We start from the raw sequence: 22853 nt of genomic DNA on the forward strand, positions 1-22853 counted from the left end.
TTCCCGCGCAGGTCAGCCGCGAGGTGTGTCCTGGTGGTCCAAGTCTCGGGAGGAGCCCGACGCGCACAAGCAGCGTCACCCCATCAATCAAGATCAAATCGAATTTTTGGGGCAAATAGGGTCGACACAATTTTTGGAGCAGGGCTTGGCGCCCTGCTCTTTTTTTGTGTGATGATCGCAAACCGCTATGACCTCATCATCCAATCCAATCGAACGCAGCTTTGAACTCGCAGCAGCGGCTTGCGATGATCTGACGCCGTTGGTCTATCGGCGCTTGTTTCGCGACCATCCCGAAGCACAGGCGATGTTTCGCACCGAAGGCAGCGAGCCGGTGAAAGGCTCGATGCTGCAGCTGACGATCGAAGCCATCCTCGATTTCGCGGGCGAACGCAGCGGGCGTTTTCGCCTGATCGAATCCGAGGTGTTCTCACATGACGCTTACGGCACGCCGCGCGAACTGTTCGTCGCGTTCTTCGCGGTGATCGCGGACTGCCTTCGCGACATTCTTGGCGAGCAATGGTCGGGGGACATCGATGCTGCGTGGCACAAGTTGCTCCGCGACATCGCGGCGATCGTGCAGCAGCAGCAACATCCCGTCGACGCGAGGGCGTAGCGTCACCGTTCCGATTGTGACACACTCCCTTTATCCGCGGCGCGTGCAACTGACGCTGACGGTCAAAAAACATGAGGGAGCAATCAATGCCAGGCACCGACAAGGGGATGGACAAGGCGTCGACGACGCGGCGCGACCTTCTGCAAATGGCGGCGGCAGGTGGAGCTGCGGCCGGCCTGTTCGGCGGAATGGGCGTGACGACGTCCGCGCTCGCAGCTGAAACAGGACGCTCGGAAAAGCCGCTGAAGGCTGCATTCTCCAATGCCGGCCTGCAGGCGACGTGGTGCGCACAGGGCAAGCAGGCCGCCGAGTTCTGGGGCAAGCTGTTCAATGTCGAGGTCACCTGGTTCGACGGCCAGCTCGACGCCGTCAAGCAACGCGCCGCCATCGACAACATGGCCTCGCAGAAATGGGACTTCGTCGCGATCCAGGCGTTCGGCATCGGCACGCTGACCCAGCCGGTGCAGAAGATGATCGATGCCGGCACCCCGGTGATCGACATGGACACGCTGATTGCGCCGCTCGATCAGATCAACGTCCATTCGTTCCTCGCCCCCGACAACGAGTTCATGGGCGCCTCGGTGACGCAGGCGCTGTGCAACGCGATCGGCGGCAAGGGCAAGGTCATCATGACCCAGGGCGCGCTCGGCCACACCGGCGCGCAGGGCCGTGCCAAGGGCTTCAACTCGGTCGTGAAGCAGTTCCCGAACATCGAGGTGCTGGATACCCAGCCCGCCGACTGGGACGTCTCCAAGACCGCCCGGCTCTGGGAAACCTATCTGACGAAGTATCCGCAGATCGACGCGGCATTCTTCCATAACGACGACATGGCGCTCGCGGCCTACAACATCATGAAGGCGCGCAACCGCACCAACATCCTGATCGGCGGCGTCGATGCCATGCCGCCGGCGATCCAGGCGGTCAGCGAAGGCCGGATGTTCGCCACCGTCCGCAACCCGTCCTGCCGCATCCATGGCGGCGCGATCGTGGCCGGCGTTGCTGCCGTGGTCGGCGGCGAGAAGAGCGGCCAGGGCATTCCGAAGAACGTCGTGACCGACGGTCCCGTCGTGACCAAGGCCAATGCCGCCGGCATGCAATGGATGGAGGATCACTTCCTGATCTGAGCGGGCCGCATGTCGCAGGGACGCTCGGCGATCCTCGAGTTGAACCAGATCACGAAGGCCTTCGGCGGCGTCGAAGCCCTTCGTGGGGTCGACTTCGCGCTGCACGCCGGCGAGATCCACGGTCTCGTCGGCGAGAACGGCGCCGGAAAAAGCACGCTGATGAAGATCATCGCCGGCGTGCATCCGGAATTCTCCGGCCGCTTCATGCTGGACGGCAAGGAGACCCGTTTCCGCTCCACCCGCGACGCGCATGCCGCCGGCATCGGCATGGTGCACCAGGAGCTCAGCGTCGCACCTGATCTCACCGTCGCCGAGAACGTCTTCCTCGGCAACCAGCCGACCAACCGCCTCGGCCTAGTGCAGTGGCGGCGGATGGCGCGCGAGGCCGGCGAGCAGCTGTCCCGGTTTGGCATCGATGTCGATCCGATGACGCGGCTCGGCGACCTGCCGATCGGCCTGCAGCAATTGATCGAGATCGCCCGCGTGCTGTTCTCCGGCGCCCGCATCATCATCCTCGACGAGCCGACCTCCGCCCTTTCCCCGCCCGAGGTCGAGCGTCTGTTCGCGACGCTGCACAAGCTCCGCGACGAAGGCACCAGCATCGTCTTCATCTCGCATTTCATCGAGGACATCCTGCGGGTCTCGGACGTCGTGACCGTGTTCCGCAACGGGCGCAAGATCGCCGAGACCGCATCCGCCGACACCACCAAGGGCGCGCTGATCGAGGCCATGATCGGCCGCGGCGGCGAGGCGCTGGAGCACAGCTACACCGATGACCTCATGCTCCCGCAAGCGAGCGCCGGAGCGGCCGTCCTCAGGGTGGACCAGCTTTCGCTCGGCCGCACCCTGCAGGACGTCTCGTTCGAGGCCCGCGCCGGCGAGGTGCTCGGCATCTACGGCTTCATGGGCTGCGGACAATTGGAGCTGTCGCGCATCCTGTTCGGCAAGCTCAAGCCGGACGGCGGTACGCTTGCGGTCGACGGCGCCGCGAAAACCTTCCGCAGCACCGCGGCCGCCCGGCGGGCCGGCGTGGCATTGGTGCCGGAGAGCCGGCGCGCCATGCTGTTCCACCAGGAGCCGGTCTACAAGAACATCTCGATCAGCATCCTCGAGCGGATCTCGGCGCTGCTGCTCAAGCCAGTGCGCGAGCGCGCCATCGCCCAGCGCCAGGTCGAGCAATTGCAGATCAGGCCGCCGGTGGTCGGCCTCGATCTCGGCATGCTCTCCGGCGGCAACCAGCAAAAGGTGGCGCTGGCGAAGTGGCTCACCTACCCGCCGCGCCTGCTGGTGCTGTGCGAGCCGACCCGCGGCATGGATGTCGGCGCCAAGAACGACGTGATCAACATCGTGCGCGATCTCCGTGCCAAGGGACTGGCGATCATCGTGCTGTCGAGCGAGCCGGAGACGGTGCTGTCGCTCGCGGACCGCATTCTGGTGCTGAAGCGCGGCGCGGTGGTGCGCGAATTCGCCGGCGAAGCCGTCAGTAAGGATCGGCTGCTCGAGGCAGCATGATGGAGTGGAATGATGACGAGCACTGAGGGCGCGACGGCACGAGCGGATCACCAGCGGCCGCGCGGACTGGCGCCGTTCCTGCGCTCGCAGATGCGCAACATCGCGCCGTTCCTGACCTTGATCTTCCTCAGCGCCTTCTTCGCGATCGCGAGCCCGTCGTTTGCGACCATCGACAATGTCGGCAATATCCTGACGCAGGTGTCGGTCACCGGCATCATCGCGGTCGGCCTCACCTTCGTGATCCTGTGCGCCGAGATCGACCTGTCGATCGCCAGCATCGCCAACGTCACCGGCATCGCGGTGGCGTACTTCACGCTGCAGGAATCCTACGTCAACATCGCCAACGTTCCGATGCCGGGCATCGTCGCGATCCTGCTGGCGCTGGCGCTGTGCGCGCTGCTCGGCCTTGTCAACGCGCTCGGGCTGACCGTGATCGGCATCCCCTCCTTCATCATGACGCTCGCCATGATGCAGATCGCGGCCGGCGTCTCGGCGCTTCTGGTGCGCGGCCAGATCGCCTACAAGGTGCCGGACCTGATCACGACGCTCGGCTCGGGCTCGATCGGCGGCATCCCCTGGATCGTGATCGTCGCTGCGGTGATGCTGCTCGGCGGCCATCTGGTGCTGACCTACACGCGGTTCGGCCGCTACGTCTACATGGTAGGCGGCAACCGCGAGGCCGCCGAATTTGCCGGCCTCAACGTCAAGCTCATCCTCGGCGCCGTGATGGTGATCTCGGCGGTCTGCTCGGGAATCGGCGGCATGCTCGGCGTCGCGCATTTCGGCAGCGCGCAGCAGAACGAATTCGACACCTATCTGCTGGACTCGATTGCGGCCGTGGTGGTCGGCGGCACCAGCCTGTTCGGCGGCCGCGGCGGCATCGGCAACACCATCGTCGGCCTGTTCGTGCTCGGCGTGCTCAACAACGGCCTCGACCACGTCAACATCGACAGCTTCCTGAAAATCCTGATCCGCGGCCTGATCCTGCTCGCTGCGCTGATCATCAACGTCTACGCGCAGCGGCTGCGGGAGCAAGCGGCGGATTAGGTATGTTGATTTCTTGACGAATTGTTCGCACGCGGCCCTAGTCACGGCGTCGTCCCGGCGAAGGCCGGGACCCATACTCCGCGGCGGATGTTGTGAAGGGGACTCGTCGCTCCGGCGTCGCTCAATAATGACTGCCTGTGGTTATGGGTCCCGGCCTTCGCCGGGACGACGGCCGAATATGTGGCGTGCTCGTTCGTCGAAAATTTCCGAACAGGCCGGGCCGAACTGGCGCTAGTCTCTGGCGCGCAGCGGAGGGTTACGCCTTTGTCAGCATCAGCGGCACATCGCGAGATCAGCGGGAGGTTCGGCAGGACAATCGCCGTTGCAGTTGGACTTGCCCTGAGCCAGGCCGCGGGTGCAGCGCCGCCCGACAACCCTAATCCCGCGCTTGCCCCATGGTTTGAAAGCCTGAAGCAACCGGGCACCGGCGCGTCGTGCTGCTCGATTGCGGATTGCCGAACGGTCGAGTTCCGGCAGGACCGGGATGGCTACGAGGTATTGATCGATCGTCGCTGGAAGCTGTCGTCTCCATTCTGGCTGCGGGTCCCGCCGAACAGGATCATCGACAGAACCGACAACCCAACGAACCGCGCCGTGGTCTGTTTCACGCCTGAGGCCGGCATTCTCTGCTTCGTGCGTCCGGCCGAAAGCTAGTCGATGCCGTTGCGGCTTATCTTACACGACGATCGGTACGTCCCGTTCATCTGGCAAAATCGGGCTGCCAGTGGCGCAGTTCGCGGGCGGCATAGGTGACCGCGCCGATCGTCGTGTAGGACGGCGCCTCCAACATCATGTTGCGCGCGAGCTTGAGGCTGCGCGCCTCGCAGATCGCGCGCTGCTTCTCGTCCGCGATCCATTCGAAATCGATGTTGTGCGCGAGGCCGAGGATACGGCGTATGGTCTTGGCCGCGGCAAAACCGACCGTGTCCTGGAACAGCCGCGCCATGTAGGCCTGCCGTTCCGCCTCCAGCCGCGCAGCGCCTGCCTCGCTGTCGAATAGCGACGCCGGATAACCGTCGCCCCTCGCCTCGTTGCGCCACAGCTCGAGGAACTTTCGCGAAAACCCGGTCCAGACACCCTCGATGGTTTCCAGCAACCACGCCTCGAACGATGCGCGCTCGCCCACCGAGCGCTCGTGGCCGGCGGAGGCCAGATAGGCCATCAGCAGGTTTCCGATGACGGCACCGATATCGAAGCCCATCGGGCCATAGAATGCGAACTCGGGATCGATCACCTTCGTCTCGCTTTCGGTGACCATGATCGAGCCGGTATGCAGGTCGCCGTGCAGCAGCGCCTCCGGGCTCACCATGAACTTCAGCTTGAGCCGGGAGATCGCGACATGGAGGTCGAGGTCCTCGCGGAAGGCGGCCGCGGTCGCGTCGAGATAGGGCGAGGTCCAGCGGTTCTGCTCGGCGATGCGATAGGGGTCTGTGAAGATCAGGTCCTCGGTAATCTTGCAGAGCGCATGGTTGCCGGCAAATGCAGCGATCCCCTCTTTCTTCTCCGCCGCCGACAATGCGAGATCGGACGAGAAGAACAGCGTCTGTGCCAGGAAGGTCGAGATATCCTCGACAAAGCGCGGATAGCGCGTGGCTCCGATCAGCCCCTTACGCATGATGATGTGCGGCTCGAGCAGCTCCATCGCGGTGAGCGCAAGCGGCGCGTCGTGATGCAGCACCGCCGGCACGAGGCCCGGCGCCAACCGTGCCTGATGCACCAGTGCCAGATGTTCGTAGTGCGCCCGCGACAGCGGCAGCGGCCAGCTCTCGCCAACCAGTCGGACATAGGGCAGCGCTTGCTTGACGGCGATGCCGCCGCTGCCGCCCTTGACGATGAAGACGAGGTTGAGATTGCCGTCACCGACCTCGCTGACCGACCAGCCGGCCGGCGCGCCGCCGAGTTTCGCGACAATGGCCGGCAGCCCAGCGAGATAGTCCCGCAGATCGGCCTCGCGCAAGATTCGATACTGACCGGCCCCGGAGCTGCCGGGTTGCGCCTGCAGGTTCATGTGGCCCCTCCTTCGATTGCCTCGGGGCAAGGTTGATCCTCGCTCCCGTTCCGGGATCGCGCCGGTGTCGGCCTTCCACCCGGAAGGATCATAGTTGCAGCAAACGCGGCCGGCGGCCAGCGCATAGCCTGCGATGTTCCATTTCAATCCAACCGGTCCCCCTCATTTCTGAAACTTCATGTCAATGTATCCAGTCGTATCCCGCGGCGGAATGTCCGTGCGTGACGGGATTTGCGTCCCGTCACGCTGGATGTAACCTGCGGACGTCGAAACTTGTCGATCCGCAGCACAGGCATCGACCGCAAGCAAGTCGCACAATGACCGACGACACCGAGACCATTTCGCTGCGTCACACCATGGTCGATGGTGTCCAGCAGGACGACGACTATGAGGTGATCTGGCGCGGCCTCCCGGTGGGCAGGATCATGCGGCAGCAGGACAGCCGGCAATGGTGGTGGGGCTGCAACGTCTATGGCCGGCCACCAGCCAGCGGCGACAGAGGTCCTGCGATCGATTTCAAGGACGGTCAGGTCCGCTTCAAGCTGGCGTGGGGCCGGCTCAGGCCGACCCTGACCGACGAGCAGATCGCGGTCGCGACGCGCCACGCGGAAGGACTGCGGAAGCAGACGGCCGGACAAGCCGTGGCGGCCACGCCGGACGTGGTTCAGGTCATGCAAAACAACCGCGGGGCGCTCCGGCATCGCGTGCTCAAGCCCGGCTCAATTGAATTCAATGGTGGTGCCATCGACTGTGTGATCCGCAACATCTCGGAGACAGGAGCCGCGCTCGAAGTCACCAGTCCGGTCGGCATCCCAGAGACCTTCAACCTGGTGATCCCCAGCGATCACACCAACCGTCCATGCCGGGTCGCCTGGCGCCGGGAGCGCCGCATCGGGGTCAGGTTCACGTAATCCTCTGGCCCGTCACGCAATTCCTTCGAGCCGCGCCCTCGCTCGTAGCAAGCGCGAGCGAAGCGATACCCCGGGACAGTGTTCCCGCAGGTCACTTTGCTCACGTACGCTACTAGTCGGCTTGCAGGGTTCATCGATGTTCGTCGCCGTGTTCTCGGTCTTTGCCGCCAGTCGCAAGGACCCGCTTGTCGACATGATCGAGCGCGTGCACGCCGGCTTCCTTGCCGCCGGTCTGGGCGAGCCGACGGTACGCTTCAGGTTGTCCGATCCCCCGCCTAGCGCCGAGATCGCGGCCGTACAGGCGATAGCGGGGACGAAGCGCGTTTCCAGCATCGCTGGGGTGCTCAAGCGCTGGCCCGAACTGGAGCGCTTCGCGAGCACGGCCGGCTCGGTTGGCCCCGGCAGGGCCGAAATCCGCGTGATGTCGAACACGACCGCGACCGGCGCCGTCGAAGCGAGGCGATCTCCGGCCCTTCACCGGAGTGGTTCCGGCCGGACCAAACCTAGAACGGCATCCCCATCAGCTTCGACAGCCGCTCGACCGAAAGATAACCGGCATAATAGGCCCACATCGCGATCGCGAAGATCACCGCGGAGATCAGCGTGGTCCACAACAGCTTGCGGCCCATCCGCGCCAGAACCGGCGCGCCGGGATCGGTGCCGGGCGCGCCGCCCCCATCCTCGTGCTGGCTGCGTATGCCGAACGGCAGCGTCAGGAACAGCACGAGCCACCAAAGGACGAAGTAGACCGCAAGCCCGGTGGTGATCTGATACGCCATCGCCCTTAGGCCTGTTCGATCTCGACCAGAGCGCCGGAAAAGTCCTTCGGGTGGAAGAACAGCACCGGCTTGCCGTGCGCGCCGATCTTGGGTTGGCCGTCGCCGAGCACCCGTGCGCCCTCGGCGATCATGCGGTCGCGCGCCGCGATGATGTCGGGCACATCGTAGCAGACATGGTGGATGCCGCCGTCGGCGTTGCGCTCCACGAACTTGGCGATCGGCGAGGCCTCGCCGAGCGGCTCGATGAACTCGATCTTGGTGTTCGGAAGCGTCACGAACACGGTGATGACGCCATGTTCCGGCAGCGGCACGGCATCGGAAATCTCGGCGTTGAAAGCCGTGCCGTAGATCTTCGCGGCCTGCTTGGCGTCCTTCACCGCGATCGCGACGTGATTGAGCCGTCCCAGCATCTCTTTCTCCCTTGTCGAAGCGCGCGGTTCGAAGCCGCTTGTCAAACCGTCAAAACGTGCACGATGCAGATCGGCTTCTTGCCCCACTGCTCGCTCAGCGCGGAACGGACCGCGCGGCGCACCGATTCCCCCAGCGCATCGGGATCACGCCGCCGCGGCTTCGGCAGGCCCTCGATCGTCGCGACCACCACGTCGAACACGATGTCGTCGAGCAGCTCGCCGGCGGCATTGTTCTCCGGCATGCCGACGAGATCAACCTCGGGATCGTCGGCCATTTCGCCCTGCTGGGTCATCGCGATCGCGACGAAGGCGCAGCCGGCAAAGCCCATCCGCCGCCGCTCGACCACGGCGCGCGACTTGGAATCCTCCAGGATGGTTCCATCCTTATAGAGCCGGCCGGCCGGCACTTCGCCGACGATGCCGGGCTCGCCCGGCCCCAGCTTGACGAGGTCGCCGTTGCGGCAGGTCAGCACCTTGGGGACGCCGGCGGCGCGCGCCAGCTTGGCGTGCTCGGCGAGATGCAGCGCCTCACCATGCACCGGAATCAGGAGCTGCGGCCGTACCCAGGAGATCATGTCGCGCAGCTCGTCGCGGCGCGGATGGCCGGAGACGTGCACCAGGTGCTCGCGATCGGTGATGATCTCGACACCCTGCGTCACCAGCCCGTTGATGATGCTGCCGACCGCCTTCTCGTTACCGGGAATGGTGCGGGAGGAGAAGATCACGGTGTCGCCCTTGTTCAGGGTCACCTGCGGATGATCGTTGTTGGCGATCCGGGCCAGCGCGGCGCGGGGCTCGCCCTGGCTGCCGGTGCACAGCGCCAGCACCTTGTCGGCCGGGAAATGGCCGTAATAGTCGGTGCTGCGGAACTTGTGCGAGCCGTCGAGATAGCCGCATTCGCGCGCGACCTGCACCACACGCTCCATGGCGCGGCCGACTACGACCACCTCGCGGTCGGCCGCGTTCGCGGCGTCGACTACCGCCCTCACCCGGGCGACATTGGAGGCGAAGGTCGTGACCGCGACCCGGCCCTTGGCGGCCTTGACCAGCTTCTTGATGGTAGCGGCGACCTCGGTCTCCGAGGGCGAGCGCCCGTCGCGCACGGCATTGGTGGAATCGCCGACCAGCGCCAGCACGCCTTCGTCGCCGAGCTCCCGCAGCCGCCGCTCGTCGGTCGGCTGGCCGATCACCGGGGTCGGATCGATCTTCCAGTCGCCGGTGTGCAGCACGGTGCCGACGTCGGTCTTGATCGCCAGCGCGTGCGATTCCGGAATCGAATGCGCGACCGGAATGAATTCGACGTTGAACGGGCCGATATCGACCCGGCCGCCCGACGGGATCACGGTGATCGGGATCTTCGGCGGATTGCGCTCGGCGGCGCATTTGGCCTCGAACAGCGCCGCAGAGAACTGCGTCGCGTAGATCTTGCAGCCAAGCTTCGGCCAGAGGTCGATGATCGCGCCGAAATGATCCTCATGGGCGTGCGTCAGCACGAGGCCCATCAGGTTGTTGCGCTCCTTCTCCAGGAAGCGGACGTCCGGCATGATCAGATCGATGCCCGGCAGATGCTCCTCGTCGCCGAAGGAGACGCCGAGATCGACCGCGAGGAAGGAGCGCTGCTGGCGGTTGCCGAGGCCGTAGATCGACAAATTCATGCCGATCTCGCCGACGCCGCCGAGCGGTGCAAAGGTGAGTTCGTCGGGTCGCGCCATCAGTTCGCCCTCACCGAGGCTGCGGTGCCGAAATAGACCTCGCCGGCCGTCACGGGCATGCGCTGTCCATCAGCGGTGCGGACGATCAGGCAGCCGGTATCGTCGATCGTATCAAAGATGCCTTCGAGGGTCGCCGAGCCGGTCTGGACCGCGACCTTCTCGCCGAGCCCGGCGGCACGCTCCAGCCACAGCCTGCGGATCTCGGGAAAGCCGCGGCCGTCGTCCCAGATGCCGCGAAACTCGACCCAGGCGTCCGACAGCGCGGCGAACAGCTCCTCCGCGCCGATCTGGATGCCGAGCGCCGCGAGCGACACCGCCGGCGTCGGCGTGCCCTCGGGCGCCGCGACGACGTTGGTGCCGATGCCGACCACGACCGCCAGCCGGCTGCCGATGGCTTCGGCCTCGAGCAGGATGCCCGACAGCTTGTTGCCGTTGGCCAGCACGTCGTTCGGCCATTTCAGGGTGAATTTGGGGCTATCAGGCCCGAGCCGAAGCGCCGCCTCGATACCGACCTTCCGGAGCGCGGCGTCGAGCGACAGGCCGGCGGCAAAGCCGAGGGTGGCGGCAACCGCCGGCTGAACGTCGGTCACCTCGAGGATGCTGCTGGCGAGATTGCCGGGCGGCGCGACCCAGACCCGCTGGCGGCGGCCGCGGCCCGCGGTCTGCTCCGGCGTCACGAACCACATCGGCCCTTGCTCGCCGTCGCGGGCGCGCAGCATCGCTTCGGCATTGGTGGAGCCGATCTGGTCGAAGGTGGCAAGCTTATGGCCCGCCGCGATGGCCCGAGGTCCGAGCGTGAACGTCATGTCGGACTTATGCGCATGATCCGTTCCGAAAGCCAGCATCCTGTTCCGGAACCATGCGCGTTAAAATAGCGATTTCGCCGCCGCCGTCGCCACGCTGACGAGCGGGCCCGGATAGGCGAAGAAGAAGATGTTGAAGATGCCGGCGACCGCCAGCACGGTGCGCAGCTCGACGCGAACCGGGTCGAGCTTGCCGAGCGGCTGGTCGAAATACATCACCTTGACGATCGACAGATAGTAGAACGCACCCACCACGCTGGTCAGCACGCCGATCACCGCCAGCGTGAACAGGTTGGCCTTGATCGCAGCGACGAACACATACCACTTGCCGAAGAAGCCGGCGAGCGGCGGGACGCCGGCCAGCGAGAACAGCAGCATCGCGAAGATAAACGCGATCAGCGGGTTGGTGCGCGAAAGCCCGGCGAAATCGCTGATCTGCTCCAGCGGCTGGCCGTTGCGCTTCATCGCCAGGATGATCGAGAAGGAGCCGAGCGTCATCGCGACATAGATCGCGATGTAGATGAGCACGCCCTGCGCGCCCTCGACGGTGCCGGAGGCAAGCCCGACCAGCGCAAAGCCCATATGGCCGATCGACGAATAGGCCATCAGGCGCTTGATGTTGGTCTGGCCGATCGCGGCGAACGAGCCCAGCGCCATCGAGGCGATCGCCACGAACACCAGGATCTGCTGCCACTGGCTGACGATGCCCGGGAATGCGGTCAGCGTCGCACGGGTGAACACCGCGAGCGCGGCGACCTTCGGAGCGGACGCGAAGAATGCCGTCACCGGCGTCGGCGCTCCCTCATAGACGTCGGGCGTCCACATGTGGAACGGCACCGCCGAGACCTTGAAGCAGAGCCCGGCGAGCAGGAACACCAGGCCGAACACGATGCCGATGCTGCCGGTGGTGGCGGCGGCCGCGATGCCGGCGAACGAGACCGTGCCGGTGAAACCGTAGATCAGCGAAGCACCGTACAGCAGCATGCCCGACGACAGCGCGCCGAGCACGAAATACTTCAGGCCGGCCTCGCTCGACTTGGCATTGTCGCGCTGGCTGGCGGCAACGACATAGAGCGCAAGGCTCATCAGCTCGAGGCCGAGGTAGAGCGCGATCAGGTCGCCGGCCGAGATCAGTACCATCATGCCGAGCGTCGAGAGCAGCACCAGGATCGAGAACTCGAAGGTACGGCTCGACGGCTGGGACAGGTACTCGGTCGACAGGATTAGCGTCGCCGCCGATGCGATCAAAGCGAGGACCTTCAGGAAGCGGGCGAAGTCGTCGACGATGAAGCTGCCGCCGAAGGTCACGAGCTTGCCGGCAGGCAGCCAGAGCTCCAATGCGCCGGTCACGACCAGCAGCAGCACCGCGAGCGTGGTGACGAGGCGCGTCGTCCCCTGCCCGCGATAGGCTCCGATCATCAACAGCACCATGGCGCCGACCGCGAGCACCAGCTCCGGCAGCACCGGCTGCAACTGATAACCTGCACTGGAAAAGCTCATGACGAGGGCCTTACTGGACGGTCAGCGCGGCTGCCTTTACGGCAGTCACGGCGGTTTGGTAATTGTTGACGAGCTGCTGGACCGAGGCGGCCGACATATCGAGCACCGGCTTCGGATAGACGCCGAATAGGATGGTCAGCGCGATCAGCGGGAACAGTGTCACGCATTCGCGGAAGGTGAGATCTTTAATCGACATCAAGGACGGCTTGACCAGCGCGCCGAACACCACCTTGCGGTAGAGCCAGAGCGCGTAGCAGGCCGAAAGGATCACGCCCGTGGTGGCGAAGAACGCCGTCGGCAGCGAGATCTTGAAGGTGCCGAGCAGCGTCATGAACTCGCCGACGAAGCCGCTGGTGCCGGGCAGACCGACATTGGCCATGGTGAAGACCATGAAGGTCATCGCGTACAGCGGCATCCGGTTGACGAGGCCGCCATAGGCCGCGATCTCACGGGTGTGCATGCGGTCATAGACCACGCCGACGCAGAGGAACAGCGCGCCGGAGACGATGCCGTGCGAGACCATCTGGAACATTCCGCCGGCGACGCCCTGGGTGGTCACGGCGAAGATGCCCATGGTGACGAAGCCCATATGCGCGACCGAGGAGTACGCGATCAGCTTCTTCATGTCCTCCTGCATCATCGCAACCAGCGAGGTGTAGATGATGGCGATGACGGACAGCGTGAACACGAACGGCGCGAAGTCGTGGCTGGCCAGCGGGAACATCGGCAGCGAGAAGCGCAGGAAGCCGTAGCCACCCATCTTCAGGAGGATCGCGGCCAGGATCACCGAGCCCGCCGTCGGCGCCTCCACGTGCGCGTCAGGCAGCCAGGTGTGCACCGGCCACATCGGCATCTTCACCGCGAACGAGGCGAAGAAGGCGAGCCACGCCCAGGTCTGCAACGATCGCGGCACCGCGGTGTGCATCAGGGTCGGGATGTCGGTGGTGCCGGCGTTCCAGTACAGCGCCATGATGGCGAGCAGCATCAGGACCGAGCCGAGGAACGTATAGAGGAAGAACTTGAACGACGCGTAGACCCGGCGCGGGCCGCCCCAGACGCCGATGATCAGGAACATCGGAATCAGGCCGCCCTCGAAGAACAGATAGAACAGCACGAGATCGAGCGCCGAGAAGGTGCCGACCATCAGCGTTTCCAGGATCAGGAACGCCATCATGTATTCGCCGACGCGCTGCGTCACCGACTTCCAGCTCGCGATGATGCAGAGCGGCATGATCGCGGTGGTCAGGATGATCAGCGGCAGCGAGATGCCGTCGACCCCCATGTGGTAGGTGATGCCGGTCGCAAGCCAGGACGCCTTCTCGACGAACTGGAAGTCGGTCGAGGCCGGGTCGAACCGCGCCACCAGGATCAGCGACACCGCGAAGGTGATCAGCGTGGTCCACAGCGCGATCCAGCGCGCCGTGCGGTTGGCGGTCTCGTCGCCGCCCCGCGCCAGCAAATAGACCAGGATCGCACCGACCGCCGGCAGGAAGGTCGTAACGGAAAGGATAGGCCAGGTTGTCATTTACTGGCCTCCCAAGCCGAACATGAACCAGGTGATCAATCCGGCCGCCCCGATCAGCATCGCGAACGCGTAGTGATAGAGGTAGCCGGTCTGCAACTTCACGACATTGCGGGTGACATCGAGCACGCGGGCCGAGACACCATCGGGACCGAAGCCGTCGATGATGTAGCCGTCGCCCTTCTTCCACAGCGTGTAGCCGAGCCACTTCGCCGGACGCACGAAGATCCAGTCGTACAGCTCGTCGAAGTACCATTTGTTGAGCAGGAACTGGTACAGCATCGGCTGCTGGTTCGCGAGTTCGACCGGCAGATACGGCCTGCGGATGTAGAACAGATACGAGACGAACAGGCCGAGCGCCATCATGACGGTGGGCAGCGGCGCGAGCCAGCTCGGCATATGCTCCATGTCCTCGAGGATGTGCGGGTTCATCTTCAGGGATTCGCGGAAAAACTCCTCGACGCCGTGCGGACTGGCGAACACTTCCTTGAACGGCAGGCCGGCCAGGATCGAGCCGGCGGCGAGCACGCCGATCGGCACCAGCATCCAGAGCGGGCTCTCATGCGCGGCCTCGTAATGCTTCTGGTCGTGAGGCTCGCCGAAGAAGGTCTTGAAGATCAGGCGCCAGGAGTAGAACGAGGTCAGGCCGGCAGCCACGATCGTCAGCAGATAGGCGTAGGTCGCGAACGGGTTGTGCGCGGCATACGCCGCTTCGATGATCGCGTCCTTGGAGAAGTAGCCAGCGAACAGCGGAAAGCCGGTCAGCGCCAGGGTACCTATGCACATCACCGCGAAAGTGTACGGGATCTTGCGCCACAGGCCGCCCATGTTGCGGATGTCCTGCTCGTGGTGCATCGCGTAGATCACCGAGCCTGACCCTAAGAACAGCAGCGCCTTGAAGAAGGCGTGCGTGAACAAATGGAACATGCCAACCGAATAGGCCCCTGCTCCCATCGCCACGAACATGTAGCCGAGCTGCGAACAGGTCGAATACGCGACGATGCGCTTGATGTCGTTCTGCACGAGGCCGATCGTGGCGGCGAAGAACGCCGTGGTCGCGCCGAAGAACATCACCACCGCCTGCGCGGTCGGCGACAGTTCGAACAGCGGCGACAGCCGCGCCACCATGAAGACGCCGGCGGTGACCATGGTCGCGGCGTGGATCAGCGCCGACACCGGAGTCGGGCCTTCCATGGCGTCCGGCAACCAGGTGTGCAGCAGGAACTGGGCTGACTTACCCATCGCGCCCATGAACAGGAACAGGCAAGTCAGGGTCAGCGCATCGACCTGATGGCCAAAGAAGTTGATGGTCTTGCCGGTGAGGCCGGGAGCTGCGTGGAAGATGGTCTCGAAATCGGTCGAGCCGACCAGCGCGAAGATCGCGAAGATGCCGAGCGCGAAGCCGAAGTCGCCGACGCGGTTGACCACGAAGGCCTTGATCGCCGCCGCATTCGCCGACGGCTTCTGATACCAGAAACCGATCAGCAGGTAGCTCGCGAGACCGACGCCCTCCCAGCCGAAGAACAGCTGCACGAGGTTGTCCGAGGTCACCAGCATCAGCATCGCGAAGGTGAACAGCGAGAGATAGCCGAAGAAGCGCGGCCGGTTCGGATCCTCGTCCATGTAGCCGATGGAATAGAGGTGGACGAGTGCCGACACCGTGTTGACCACGACCAGCATCACGGCGGTCAGCGTGTCGACCCGCAGCGTCCAGGCCACCTGCAGGTCACCCGAAGTGATCCAGGGCAGCAGCACGACGCGTGCGTCATGGTGCATGAAGCCGACATCGACCAGCGTGAACCAGGACAGCGCGGCCGAGACGAACAACAGGCCGGTGGTGATCAGTTCGGCCAGCCGGGAGCCCGCCGCCGGCGGCTCGGAGACGTGGTGGTCGTCATGGCCGTGATCGTCATGGGCCGCCGAGGCATGAGCATCGGCAGCATGGGCGTCGCCATGCGCATCGTCGTGATGGTCGATGGTGTCGCCGCTCGGGCAGCGCGCATGCGCGCCGGTCAGGGCGATGATGCCTGCGAGGATCGCGCCCAGCAGAGGCAGGAAGACGATTGCCTGGATCATTTGCCGGACTAGCCCTTCATCAGATTGACGTCTTCAACCGCGATCGAACCGCGGTTGCGGAAATACACCACCAGCACGGCGAGGCCGATCGCGGCCTCGGCCGCCGCCACGGTCAGCACCAGCAGCGCGAACACCTGGCCGACGATGTCGCCGAGGAAGGTCGAGAACGCCACCAGGTTGATGTTGACTGAGAGCAGGATCAGCTCGATCGACATCAGGATCACGATGATGTTCTTGCGGTTGAGGAAGATGCCGAGGATCCCGAGCGTGAACAGGATCGCGGCGACCGCGAGATAGTGCCCCAGCCCGATCGTCATTTCACCCACTCCGCCGCATCGGCATCCTGCAGGCCCTGCCCCGACGCCACCTTGCGCATCGCCATCGCCATCTCCGGCGTGCGCGCGTTCTGCACGTTGATGTTCTGCCGCTTGACGTTGGCCTTGTGGCGCAGCGTCAGCACGATGGCGCCGATCATCGCGACCAGCAGCACCATGCCGGCGAGCTGGAAGTAATGGATGTACTTCGTGTAGAGCACGAGACCGAGCGCCTCGGTGTTGCTCACATTGGTCGGAATCGCGGCGGTGATCGTCTTCGTCACCTGCGGGTTGATCACCCAGGCGCCGACCACCAGCAGCAGCTCGAACAGGAAGATGCCGCCGATCACGATGCCAATAGGCAGATACTGGATGAAGCCCTCGCGCAGCTCGACGAAATCGACGTCGAGCATCATGATCACGAACAGGAACAGCACCGCCACCGCGCCGACATAGACGACGATCAGCATCATCCCGAGGAACTCGGCGCCCATCAGGATGAACAGCCCGGCCGCGTTGACGAAGGCCAGGATCAGGAACAGCACGGAGTGCACGGGATTGCGCGAGACAATCACCATGACCGCCGAGGCCACGCAGACCGCGGCAAACAGATAGAAGAACAGCGCCGGAAGGATCATGCCCTCACCTCACCGGTACGGCGCGTCGAGCGCGATCGACTTCGCAATCTCGCGCTCCCAGCGGTCGCCATTGGCGAGCAGCTTGGCCTTGTCATAGTACAGTTCCTCGCGGGTCTCGGTCGCGAATTCGAAATTCGGTCCCTCGACGATGGCGTCGACCGGGCAGGCCTCCTGGCACAGGCCGCAATAGATGCACTTCACCATGTCGATGTCGTAACGCACCGTGCGGCGGGTGCCGTCGTTGCGGCGCGGGCCGGCCTCGATCGTGATCGCCTGCGCCGGGCAGATCGCCTCGCACAGCTTGCAGGCGATGCAGCGCTCTTCGCCGTTCGGATAGCGGCGCAGCGCGTGCTCGCCGCGGAAGCGCGGCGAGATCGGCCCCTTCTCGAACGGATAGTTCAGCGTCGGCTTCGGCTGAAAGAAATAGCGCATCGCCAGGAAGAACGCCGAGACGAATTCCGAGAGCAAAAGCGAGCGGGCAGTTGCGTTGACATTGACACTCATGACGGCCTCACTTCGGCGCGATGCCGGCGAACTGCAGCACGCCGGCCACGATCACCACCATCGCCAGCGACAGCGGCAGGAAGACCTTCCAGCCGAGCCGCATCAGTTGATCGTAGCGGTAGCGCGGCACGATCGCCTTCGCCATCGCGAACATGAAGAACATGAAGAACACCTTGAGAGCGAACCAGACGATGCCCGGAATCCAGGTGAACGGCGGCAGATTGACCGGCGGCAGCCAGCCGCCCAGGAACAGGATCGACGCCAGCGCGCACATCGTGGTGATCGCGACGTACTCGCCGAGCATGAACAGCAGATACGGCGTCGAGCCGTATTCGGTCATGAAGCCGGCGACCAACTCGGATTCGGCTTCGACCAGGTCGAACGGCGGACGGTTGGTTTCCGCCAGCGCCGAGACGTAGAACACCACGAACATCGGGAACAGCGGCCACACATACCAGTTCAGGATGGTGAGCTGCGGCAGGCCGATCAGGTGCGCAAGACCGCGGGTATTCTGCGCTTCGACCACCGCCGAGAGATTCAGCGAACCGACGCAGAGCAGCACGGTGATGATGACGAAGCCGATCGAGACCTCGTAGGACACCATCTGCGCCGCCGAGCGCAGCGCGGCCAGGAACGGATACTTCGAGTTCGACGACCAGCCGGCCATGATGATGCCGTAGATCGACAGCGACGAGATCGCGAAGATGTAGAGAATGCCGACATTGATGTCGGAGATCACCCAGCCGAGATCGAACGGGATCACGGCCCAGGCGGCCAGCGCCAGGATGCACGACACCAGCGGCGCCAGCAGGAACACGCCCTTGTTGGAGCCGGACGGGATCACCGGCTCCTTCAGCACGAATTTCAGCAGGTCGGCGAAGGATTGCAGCAGTCCGAAAGGGCCGACCACGTTGGGGCCGCGGCGGATCTGCACCGCCGCCCAGATCTTGCGGTCGGCGAGCAGGATGTAGGCGATCGCGATCAGCAGCACGACGAGCAGCAACAGGCTCTCCGCGACCATGATGATCAGCGGCCAGAGGAAGCCGGTCCAGAACGCGCTTGCGAAGAATTCAGCCATCAGGTCACGCTCACTCCGCTGCCGTCAGCATTCGGCCCGACGCCAGCCGCGAGCATTCCGCCATCACGGCAGAGGCCCGCGCAATCGGGTTGGTCAGATAGAAGTCCTCGACAGTCGGCTTGAACGCCGCCTTGTCGACGCTGCCGCCCTTATCGGCCAGCGCCTTGACGTCGTCGGCCTTGCCGGCCTCGATCTGGTCGAGCCGCATCAGATGCGGCGAGGTCTTGAACATCGCCTGGCGCAGCGCCTGCAGCGAGTCGAACGGCAGCTTCTTGCCGAGCACGTCGGACAGCGCGCGGATGATCGCCCAGTCCTCGCGGGCCTCACCCGGCGGGAACGCGGCGCGGTTGGCGATCTGCGCCCGGCCCTCGGTGTTGACGTAGATGCCGGACTTCTCGGTATAGGCCGCGCCCGGCAGGATGACGTCGGCGCGGTGCGCGCCCTGGTCGCCATGGGTGCCGATATAGACGACGAAGGTGCCGTCCGGCACCTTGATCTCGTCGGCGCCGAGCAGGAACAACACGTCGAGCGTGCCGAAAGTCGTCATCTGCACAGTAGTCAGCCCGCCCGCCGAAGGCGAGAAGCCGATATCGAGCGCGCCGGTACGCGAGGCGGTGTCCTGCAACACGGCGAAGCCGTTCCAGCCGTCCTTCAGCGCGCCGACGTCGACGGCGAGCTTGGCGGCCTGGGCCAGCACCGCGGCGCCGTCATGCCTGGTGTAGGCGCCGGCGCCGACCAGGATGATCGGATGCTGTGCGTTCTTGAGCACGTCGGCAAACGAATGCTTGCCGGCCGCGAGATCGGCGAGCGTGTCGGTGCCCGCGCCGAGATAATCGTGGTCGTAGGTGAAATCGGACTTCGCGCCGATCAGGCCGACCTTGAGCCCACCGGTGCGCCAGCGCTTGCGGATCCGCGCGTTCAGCACCGCGGCTTCCTTGCGCGGATGCGAGCCGATGATCAGGATCGCGTCGGCCTGGTCGATGCCGGCAATGGTCGGGTTGAAGATATAGGAGCCGCGGCCGGCCTTGGCGTCGAACGCGTCGCCGCCCTGCACGGCCAGATTGACCGAGCCGAACTTCGCCAGCAGCTCCTTCAGTGCATACATTTCATCGACCGCGGCGAGATCGCCGGCGATCGCGCCGATCCGCTTGCCGTCCGTGCGGCCGGCCTTGGCGGCGATGGCGGCAAAGGCTTCCTGCCAGCTCGCAGGCCTGAGCTGGCCGTTCTCACGCACATAGGGCCGATCGAGGCGCTGCGTGCGCAGACCGTCGACGACGTGGCGGGTCTTGTCGGAGATCCACTCCTCGTTCACGGCCTCGTTGATGCGGGGCAGGATGCGCATCACCTCGCGGCCGCGGGTATCGACCCGGATCGCCGAGCCGACGCCGTCCATGACGTCGACCGACTGCGTCTTGCCGAGCTCCCAGGGCCGCGCTGCGAATGCATAGGGCTTCGAGGTCAGCGCACCGACCGGGCAGATGTCGACCAGGTTACCCTGCAGCTCCGAGCTCAGCGCATGCTCCAGATAGGTGGTGATCTCCATGTCCTCGCCGCGCCCGGTCGCACCCATTTCCGGGGCGCCGCAGACTTCGGCAGAGAAGCGAACGCAGCGCGTGCACTGGATACAGCGGTTCATCGAGGTCTTGACCAGCGCGCCGAGATACTTGTCCTCGACGGCGCGCTTGTTCTCGGCGAAGCGGCTGGTGTCGACGCCGTAGCCCATCGCCTGGTCCTGCAGATCGCACTCGCCGCCCTGGTCGCAGATCGGGCAGTCCAGCGGATGGTTGATCAGCAGGAACTCCATCACGCCTTCGCGCGCCTTCTTCACCATCGGCGAGCGAGTCGATATCTCCGGCGGCTCGCCCTTCGGGCCTGGACGGCAGTCGCGCACGGCCCAGGCGCAGCTCGCGACCGGCTTCGGGCCGCCTTTCACCTCGACCAGGCACATCCGGCAGTTGCCGGCGATCGACAGCCGCTCGTGATAGCAGAAGCGCGGAATCTCGGCGCCCGCCGCCTCGCACGCCTGCAACAGCGTGTACTCCGGCGGCACATCGATCTCTTTGCCATCGACGATGATCTTGCTCATGTCTCTTCTCTACTCCGCCGCGACCATGTGGACGGGATCACGAACGCCCTGATCGTCGAGATCGGCCTTGTGCGAATACTGGTCGATGCGCTCTTCGATCTCGTGACGGAAATGCGCAATCAAACCCTGGATCGGCCACGCCGCAGCGTCGCCGAGCGCGCAGATCGTGTGGCCTTCGACCTGCTTGGTGACCTCGAGCAACATGTCGATCTCGCGCTTGTGGGCGCGGCCGTCGGCCATGCGGGTCAAGACGCGCCACATCCAGCCGGTGCCTTCGCGGCACGGCGTGCACTGGCCGCAGCTCTCGTGCTTGTAGAAATAGGAGATGCGCGCGATCGCCCGGATCAGGTCGGTCGACTTGTCCATCACGATCACGGCCGCGGTGCCGAGGCCCGAACGCAGCTTGCTCAAGCTGTCGAAATCCATCGGCGTGTCGATGATCTGCTCGGCCGGCACCATGCGCACCGACGAGCCGCCGGGGATCACGGCCTTCAGATTATCCCAGCCGCCGCGGATCCCGCCGCAATGCTTCTCGATCAGCTCGCGGAACGGAATCCCCATCGCCTCTTCGACGTTGCAGGGCCGCTCGACGTGACCGGAAATGCAGAACAGCTTGGTGCCGACATTGTTCGGCCGGCCGATGCCGGCGAACCAGGCGGCGCCGCGGCGCAGGATATCGGGCGCGACCGCGATCGACTCGACGTTGTTGACGGTGGTCGGGCAGCCGTAGAGACCGACATTGGCCGGGAACGGCGGCTTCAGCCGCGGCTGGCCCTTCTTGCCCTCGAGGCTCTCGAGCAGCGCGGTCTCCTCGCCGCAGATATAAGCGCCGGCGCCGTGGGCGACGTAGATGTCGAACGGCCAGCCGTTGATGTTGTCCTTGCCGACCAGCTTGGCCTCATAGGCCTGGTCGATCGCCGCCTGCAGGCGCTCGCGTTCACGGATGAACTCGCCGCGGATGTAGACGTAGCAGGCATGCGCGCCCATCGCGAAGCTCGCGAGCAGGCAGCCCTCGACCAGGAGATGCGGATCGTGCCGCATGATCTCGCGGTCCTTGCAGGTGCCGGGCTCGGACTCGTCCGCATTGACGACGAGATAGCTCGGACGGCCGTCCTTGGATTCCTTCGGCATGAAGGACCACTTCATGCCGGTCGGGAAGCCCGCACCGCCGCGGCCACGCAGGCCCGAGGCCTTCATCTCGTTGATGATCCAGTCGCGGCCCTTGTCGATGATCCCCTTGGTGCCATCCCAGGCGCCTCGGCGGCGCGCGCCCTCGAGACCCCAATCATGGAGGCCGTAGAGGTTCTTGAAGATGCGGTCCTTGTCGTCGAGCATGCTCAAAACTTTCCGAACATCACCGATTGGCTTGGGAGTAAGCGAGCCCGGCGGCGCAGCCGCCGAACACGATGGCCCACAACAGGCTGGATTCCAGTGTGGCACTGAGGCCGTAACGTTGCAGCAGGAACATGAAGCCGGCAGCGACGGCGGTATGCAGCGCGATCCTGCGCCAGGCCATCATCGAAACCGCCCTCCCCATCCCCTGTGCCTGCACCTGAGAGCCCCCCATCAGGTGGTTTCCTTCAGCGTCGTCGGCCCGCCCGCGGGCGCCGAGAACTGACGGTCGATCTGCGGGCCCGGCTTCGGTGGATTGCCGGCGGCAAAGCCGTCGAGCACCTTGCCGAAGCTCTCCTTGGTCAGGTCCTCATAGGTATCCTTCCAGATCAGCACCATCGGCGCGTTCACGCAGGCCCCGAGGCACTCGACCTCTTCCCAGGAGAAGTTGCCGTCCTTCGACAGCTGGAAGGGATCGTGGTGGATGCGATGCTGGCAGACCTCGATCAGGTCGGCGGCGCCGCGCAGCCGGCACGGCGTGGTGCCACACACCTGGACGTGCGCCTTCTTGCCGACCGGCGAGAGCTGGAACATGGTGTAGAAGGTCGCGATCTCCAGCATCCGGATATGCGGCATCTCGAGCAGGTCGGCGACGGCGCGGATCGCCGCTTCCGACACCCAGCCGTCATGCTGCTCCTGCACCCGCCACAGGATCGCGATCGCCGCCGAAGCCTGCCGGCCCGGCGGATACTTCTCGATCTGCTTCTTGGCCCAGGCCAGATTCTCGTCCGTGAACGTGAAGCTCGCGGGCTGCAATTCCTTCGGGGCAAGGCGGCGGACGGACATCGTTCAGACTCTCAATTAGCGCGCGGTGCGGATGCGGA

At 64.9% G+C, this 22853-nt stretch carries 22 protein-coding genes; 6 read left to right on the forward strand and 16 right to left on the reverse strand.

The features are described from left to right. Positions 1-187: 187 nt before the first annotated feature. The 5 genes from JQ507_17550 (at position 188) to JQ507_17570 (ending at position 4950) form a co-directional block, all read left to right on the forward strand. Complete coding sequence (locus JQ507_17550; protein ID QRI66838.1) at positions 188-613, forward strand: globin; 426 nt, start codon at positions 188-190, stop codon at positions 611-613. Positions 614-699: 86 nt separating this feature from the next. Beyond that, complete coding sequence (locus JQ507_17555; protein QRI66839.1) at positions 700-1737, forward strand: sugar ABC transporter substrate-binding protein; 1038 nt, start codon at positions 700-702, stop codon at positions 1735-1737. Positions 1738-1746: 9 nt separating this feature from the next. Further along, on the forward strand, positions 1747-3249 hold the full coding sequence (locus JQ507_17560) for a sugar ABC transporter ATP-binding protein (protein ID QRI66840.1): 1503 nt from the start codon (positions 1747-1749) through the stop codon (positions 3247-3249). Between the two features lie 12 nt (positions 3250-3261). Beyond that, positions 3262-4296, forward strand: coding sequence for an ABC transporter permease (locus JQ507_17565; GenBank protein ID QRI66841.1), 1035 nt, complete (start codon positions 3262-3264; stop codon positions 4294-4296). 315 nt (positions 4297-4611) lie between these two features. Then, entirely contained in the window at positions 4612-4950 is a 339-nt protein-coding gene (locus tag JQ507_17570; protein QRI73386.1) for a hypothetical protein, read from the forward strand. Between the two features lie 46 nt (positions 4951-4996). On the opposite strand, the gene JQ507_17575 is transcribed toward JQ507_17570, so the two are convergent. Then, on the reverse strand, positions 4997-6304 hold the full coding sequence (locus JQ507_17575) for an S-methyl-5-thioribose kinase (protein ID QRI66842.1): 1308 nt from the start codon (positions 6302-6304) through the stop codon (positions 4997-4999). A 671-nt stretch (positions 6305-6975) separates the two neighbouring features. On the opposite strand from JQ507_17575, the gene JQ507_17580 reads away from it, so the two are divergent. After that, on the forward strand, positions 6976-7215 hold the full coding sequence (locus JQ507_17580) for a PilZ domain-containing protein (GenBank protein QRI73387.1): 240 nt from the start codon (positions 6976-6978) through the stop codon (positions 7213-7215). Between the two features lie 503 nt (positions 7216-7718). Here the strand turns inward: JQ507_17580 and JQ507_17585 are convergent. The 15 genes from JQ507_17585 to nuoE are packed head-to-tail and all read right to left on the reverse strand — an operon-like array spanning position 7719 to position 22815. After that, complete coding sequence (locus JQ507_17585; protein ID QRI66843.1) at positions 7719-7994, reverse strand: DUF1467 family protein; 276 nt, start codon at positions 7992-7994, stop codon at positions 7719-7721. A 5-nt stretch (positions 7995-7999) separates the two neighbouring features. After that, on the reverse strand, positions 8000-8404 hold the full coding sequence (gene mce / locus JQ507_17590; GenBank protein ID QRI66844.1) for a methylmalonyl-CoA epimerase: 405 nt from the start codon (positions 8402-8404) through the stop codon (positions 8000-8002). Positions 8405-8445: 41 nt separating this feature from the next. After that, positions 8446-10116 (reverse strand): ribonuclease J, encoded by a 1671-nt coding sequence (locus tag JQ507_17595; protein QRI66845.1) that lies wholly within the window; start codon positions 10114-10116, stop codon positions 8446-8448. After that, the gene (locus JQ507_17600; GenBank protein QRI66846.1) at positions 10116-10922 is read right to left on the reverse strand and encodes a biotin--[acetyl-CoA-carboxylase] ligase; all 807 of its coding nucleotides are present in this window, start codon (positions 10920-10922) and stop codon (positions 10116-10118) included. The genes JQ507_17595 and JQ507_17600 overlap by 1 nt, the downstream gene beginning before the upstream one ends. 60 nt (positions 10923-10982) lie before the next feature. Beyond that, positions 10983-12419: an NADH-quinone oxidoreductase subunit NuoN gene (gene nuoN, locus JQ507_17605; GenBank protein ID QRI66847.1), complete on the reverse strand. Its 1437-nt coding sequence runs from the start codon at positions 12417-12419 to the stop codon at positions 10983-10985. A gap of 10 nt (positions 12420-12429) precedes the next feature. Next, on the reverse strand, positions 12430-13944 hold the full coding sequence (locus JQ507_17610; GenBank protein ID QRI66848.1) for an NADH-quinone oxidoreductase subunit M: 1515 nt from the start codon (positions 13942-13944) through the stop codon (positions 12430-12432). Further along, a complete protein-coding gene (gene nuoL, locus JQ507_17615; protein ID QRI66849.1) occupies positions 13945-16017 on the reverse strand; it encodes an NADH-quinone oxidoreductase subunit L in 2073 nt (690 codons plus the stop codon). It lies immediately after the preceding gene. 8 nt (positions 16018-16025) lie between these two features. Then, the gene (gene nuoK / locus JQ507_17620; GenBank protein ID QRI66850.1) at positions 16026-16334 is read right to left on the reverse strand and encodes an NADH-quinone oxidoreductase subunit NuoK; all 309 of its coding nucleotides are present in this window, start codon (positions 16332-16334) and stop codon (positions 16026-16028) included. After that, positions 16331-16969 (reverse strand): NADH-quinone oxidoreductase subunit J, encoded by a 639-nt coding sequence (locus tag JQ507_17625; protein ID QRI66851.1) that lies wholly within the window; start codon positions 16967-16969, stop codon positions 16331-16333. Before JQ507_17625 ends, nuoK begins: the two co-directional genes overlap by 4 nt. 9 nt (positions 16970-16978) lie before the next feature. After that, on the reverse strand, positions 16979-17473 hold the full coding sequence (nuoI, locus tag JQ507_17630; protein QRI66852.1) for an NADH-quinone oxidoreductase subunit NuoI: 495 nt from the start codon (positions 17471-17473) through the stop codon (positions 16979-16981). 7 nt (positions 17474-17480) lie between these two features. Continuing rightward, positions 17481-18551 carry an NADH-quinone oxidoreductase subunit NuoH gene (nuoH, locus tag JQ507_17635; GenBank protein QRI66853.1) on the reverse strand — a complete coding sequence of 357 codons (1071 nt, stop codon included), beginning with the start codon at positions 18549-18551 and terminating at the stop codon, positions 17481-17483. Between the two features lie 10 nt (positions 18552-18561). Beyond that, positions 18562-20637 (reverse strand): NADH-quinone oxidoreductase subunit G, encoded by a 2076-nt coding sequence (locus tag JQ507_17640; GenBank protein QRI66854.1) that lies wholly within the window; start codon positions 20635-20637, stop codon positions 18562-18564. A gap of 9 nt (positions 20638-20646) precedes the next feature. After that, positions 20647-21972, reverse strand: a complete 1326-nt coding sequence (gene nuoF / locus JQ507_17645; GenBank protein QRI66855.1) for an NADH-quinone oxidoreductase subunit NuoF — start codon at positions 21970-21972, stop codon at positions 20647-20649. Positions 21973-21991: 19 nt separating this feature from the next. After that, entirely contained in the window at positions 21992-22174 is a 183-nt protein-coding gene (locus JQ507_17650; protein ID QRI73388.1) for a hypothetical protein, read from the reverse strand. A gap of 29 nt (positions 22175-22203) precedes the next feature. Beyond that, complete coding sequence (gene nuoE, locus JQ507_17655) at positions 22204-22815, reverse strand: NADH-quinone oxidoreductase subunit NuoE (protein ID QRI66856.1); 612 nt, start codon at positions 22813-22815, stop codon at positions 22204-22206. Positions 22816-22853: the final 38 nt, after the last annotated feature.

It is taken from the genome of Bradyrhizobium sp. PSBB068, assembly GCA_016839165.1.
In the GTDB taxonomy this organism is placed as follows: Bacteria; Pseudomonadota; Alphaproteobacteria; order Rhizobiales; family Xanthobacteraceae; genus Bradyrhizobium.

What these genes read in the sequence shown, in the direction of transcription:
- nuoE (QRI66856.1), bottom strand. Translation starts at nt 22,815, where the DNA reads ATGTCCGTCCGCCGCCTTGCCCCGAAGGAATTGCAGCCCGCGAGCTTC.
- nuoI (QRI66852.1), bottom strand. Translation starts at nt 17,473, where the DNA reads ATGAGTGTCAATGTCAACGCAACTGCCCGCTCGCTTTTGCTCTCGGAA.
- JQ507_17625 (QRI66851.1), bottom strand. Translation starts at nt 16,969, where the DNA reads ATGATCCTTCCGGCGCTGTTCTTCTATCTGTTTGCCGCGGTCTGCGTG.
- JQ507_17640 (QRI66854.1), bottom strand. Translation starts at nt 20,637, where the DNA reads ATGAGCAAGATCATCGTCGATGGCAAAGAGATCGATGTGCCGCCGGAG.
- JQ507_17600 (QRI66846.1), bottom strand. Translation starts at nt 10,922, where the DNA reads ATGACGTTCACGCTCGGACCTCGGGCCATCGCGGCGGGCCATAAGCTT.
- JQ507_17580 (QRI73387.1), top strand. Translation starts at nt 6,976, where the DNA reads ATGCAAAACAACCGCGGGGCGCTCCGGCATCGCGTGCTCAAGCCCGGC.
- nuoN (QRI66847.1), bottom strand. Translation starts at nt 12,419, where the DNA reads ATGAGCTTTTCCAGTGCAGGTTATCAGTTGCAGCCGGTGCTGCCGGAG.
- mce (QRI66844.1), bottom strand. Translation starts at nt 8,404, where the DNA reads ATGCTGGGACGGCTCAATCACGTCGCGATCGCGGTGAAGGACGCCAAG.
- JQ507_17555 (QRI66839.1), top strand. Translation starts at nt 700, where the DNA reads ATGCCAGGCACCGACAAGGGGATGGACAAGGCGTCGACGACGCGGCGC.
- nuoL (QRI66849.1), bottom strand. Translation starts at nt 16,017, where the DNA reads ATGATCCAGGCAATCGTCTTCCTGCCTCTGCTGGGCGCGATCCTCGCA.
- JQ507_17560 (QRI66840.1), top strand. Translation starts at nt 1,747, where the DNA reads ATGTCGCAGGGACGCTCGGCGATCCTCGAGTTGAACCAGATCACGAAG.
- nuoH (QRI66853.1), bottom strand. Translation starts at nt 18,551, where the DNA reads ATGGCTGAATTCTTCGCAAGCGCGTTCTGGACCGGCTTCCTCTGGCCG.
- JQ507_17550 (QRI66838.1), top strand. Translation starts at nt 188, where the DNA reads ATGACCTCATCATCCAATCCAATCGAACGCAGCTTTGAACTCGCAGCA.
- JQ507_17650 (QRI73388.1), bottom strand. Translation starts at nt 22,174, where the DNA reads ATGGGGAGGGCGGTTTCGATGATGGCCTGGCGCAGGATCGCGCTGCAT.
- JQ507_17585 (QRI66843.1), bottom strand. Translation starts at nt 7,994, where the DNA reads ATGGCGTATCAGATCACCACCGGGCTTGCGGTCTACTTCGTCCTTTGG.
- nuoK (QRI66850.1), bottom strand. Translation starts at nt 16,334, where the DNA reads ATGACGATCGGGCTGGGGCACTATCTCGCGGTCGCCGCGATCCTGTTC.
- JQ507_17575 (QRI66842.1), bottom strand. Translation starts at nt 6,304, where the DNA reads ATGAACCTGCAGGCGCAACCCGGCAGCTCCGGGGCCGGTCAGTATCGA.
- JQ507_17595 (QRI66845.1), bottom strand. Translation starts at nt 10,116, where the DNA reads ATGGCGCGACCCGACGAACTCACCTTTGCACCGCTCGGCGGCGTCGGC.
- JQ507_17565 (QRI66841.1), top strand. Translation starts at nt 3,262, where the DNA reads ATGACGAGCACTGAGGGCGCGACGGCACGAGCGGATCACCAGCGGCCG.
- JQ507_17610 (QRI66848.1), bottom strand. Translation starts at nt 13,944, where the DNA reads ATGACAACCTGGCCTATCCTTTCCGTTACGACCTTCCTGCCGGCGGTC.
- nuoF (QRI66855.1), bottom strand. Translation starts at nt 21,972, where the DNA reads ATGCTCGACGACAAGGACCGCATCTTCAAGAACCTCTACGGCCTCCAT.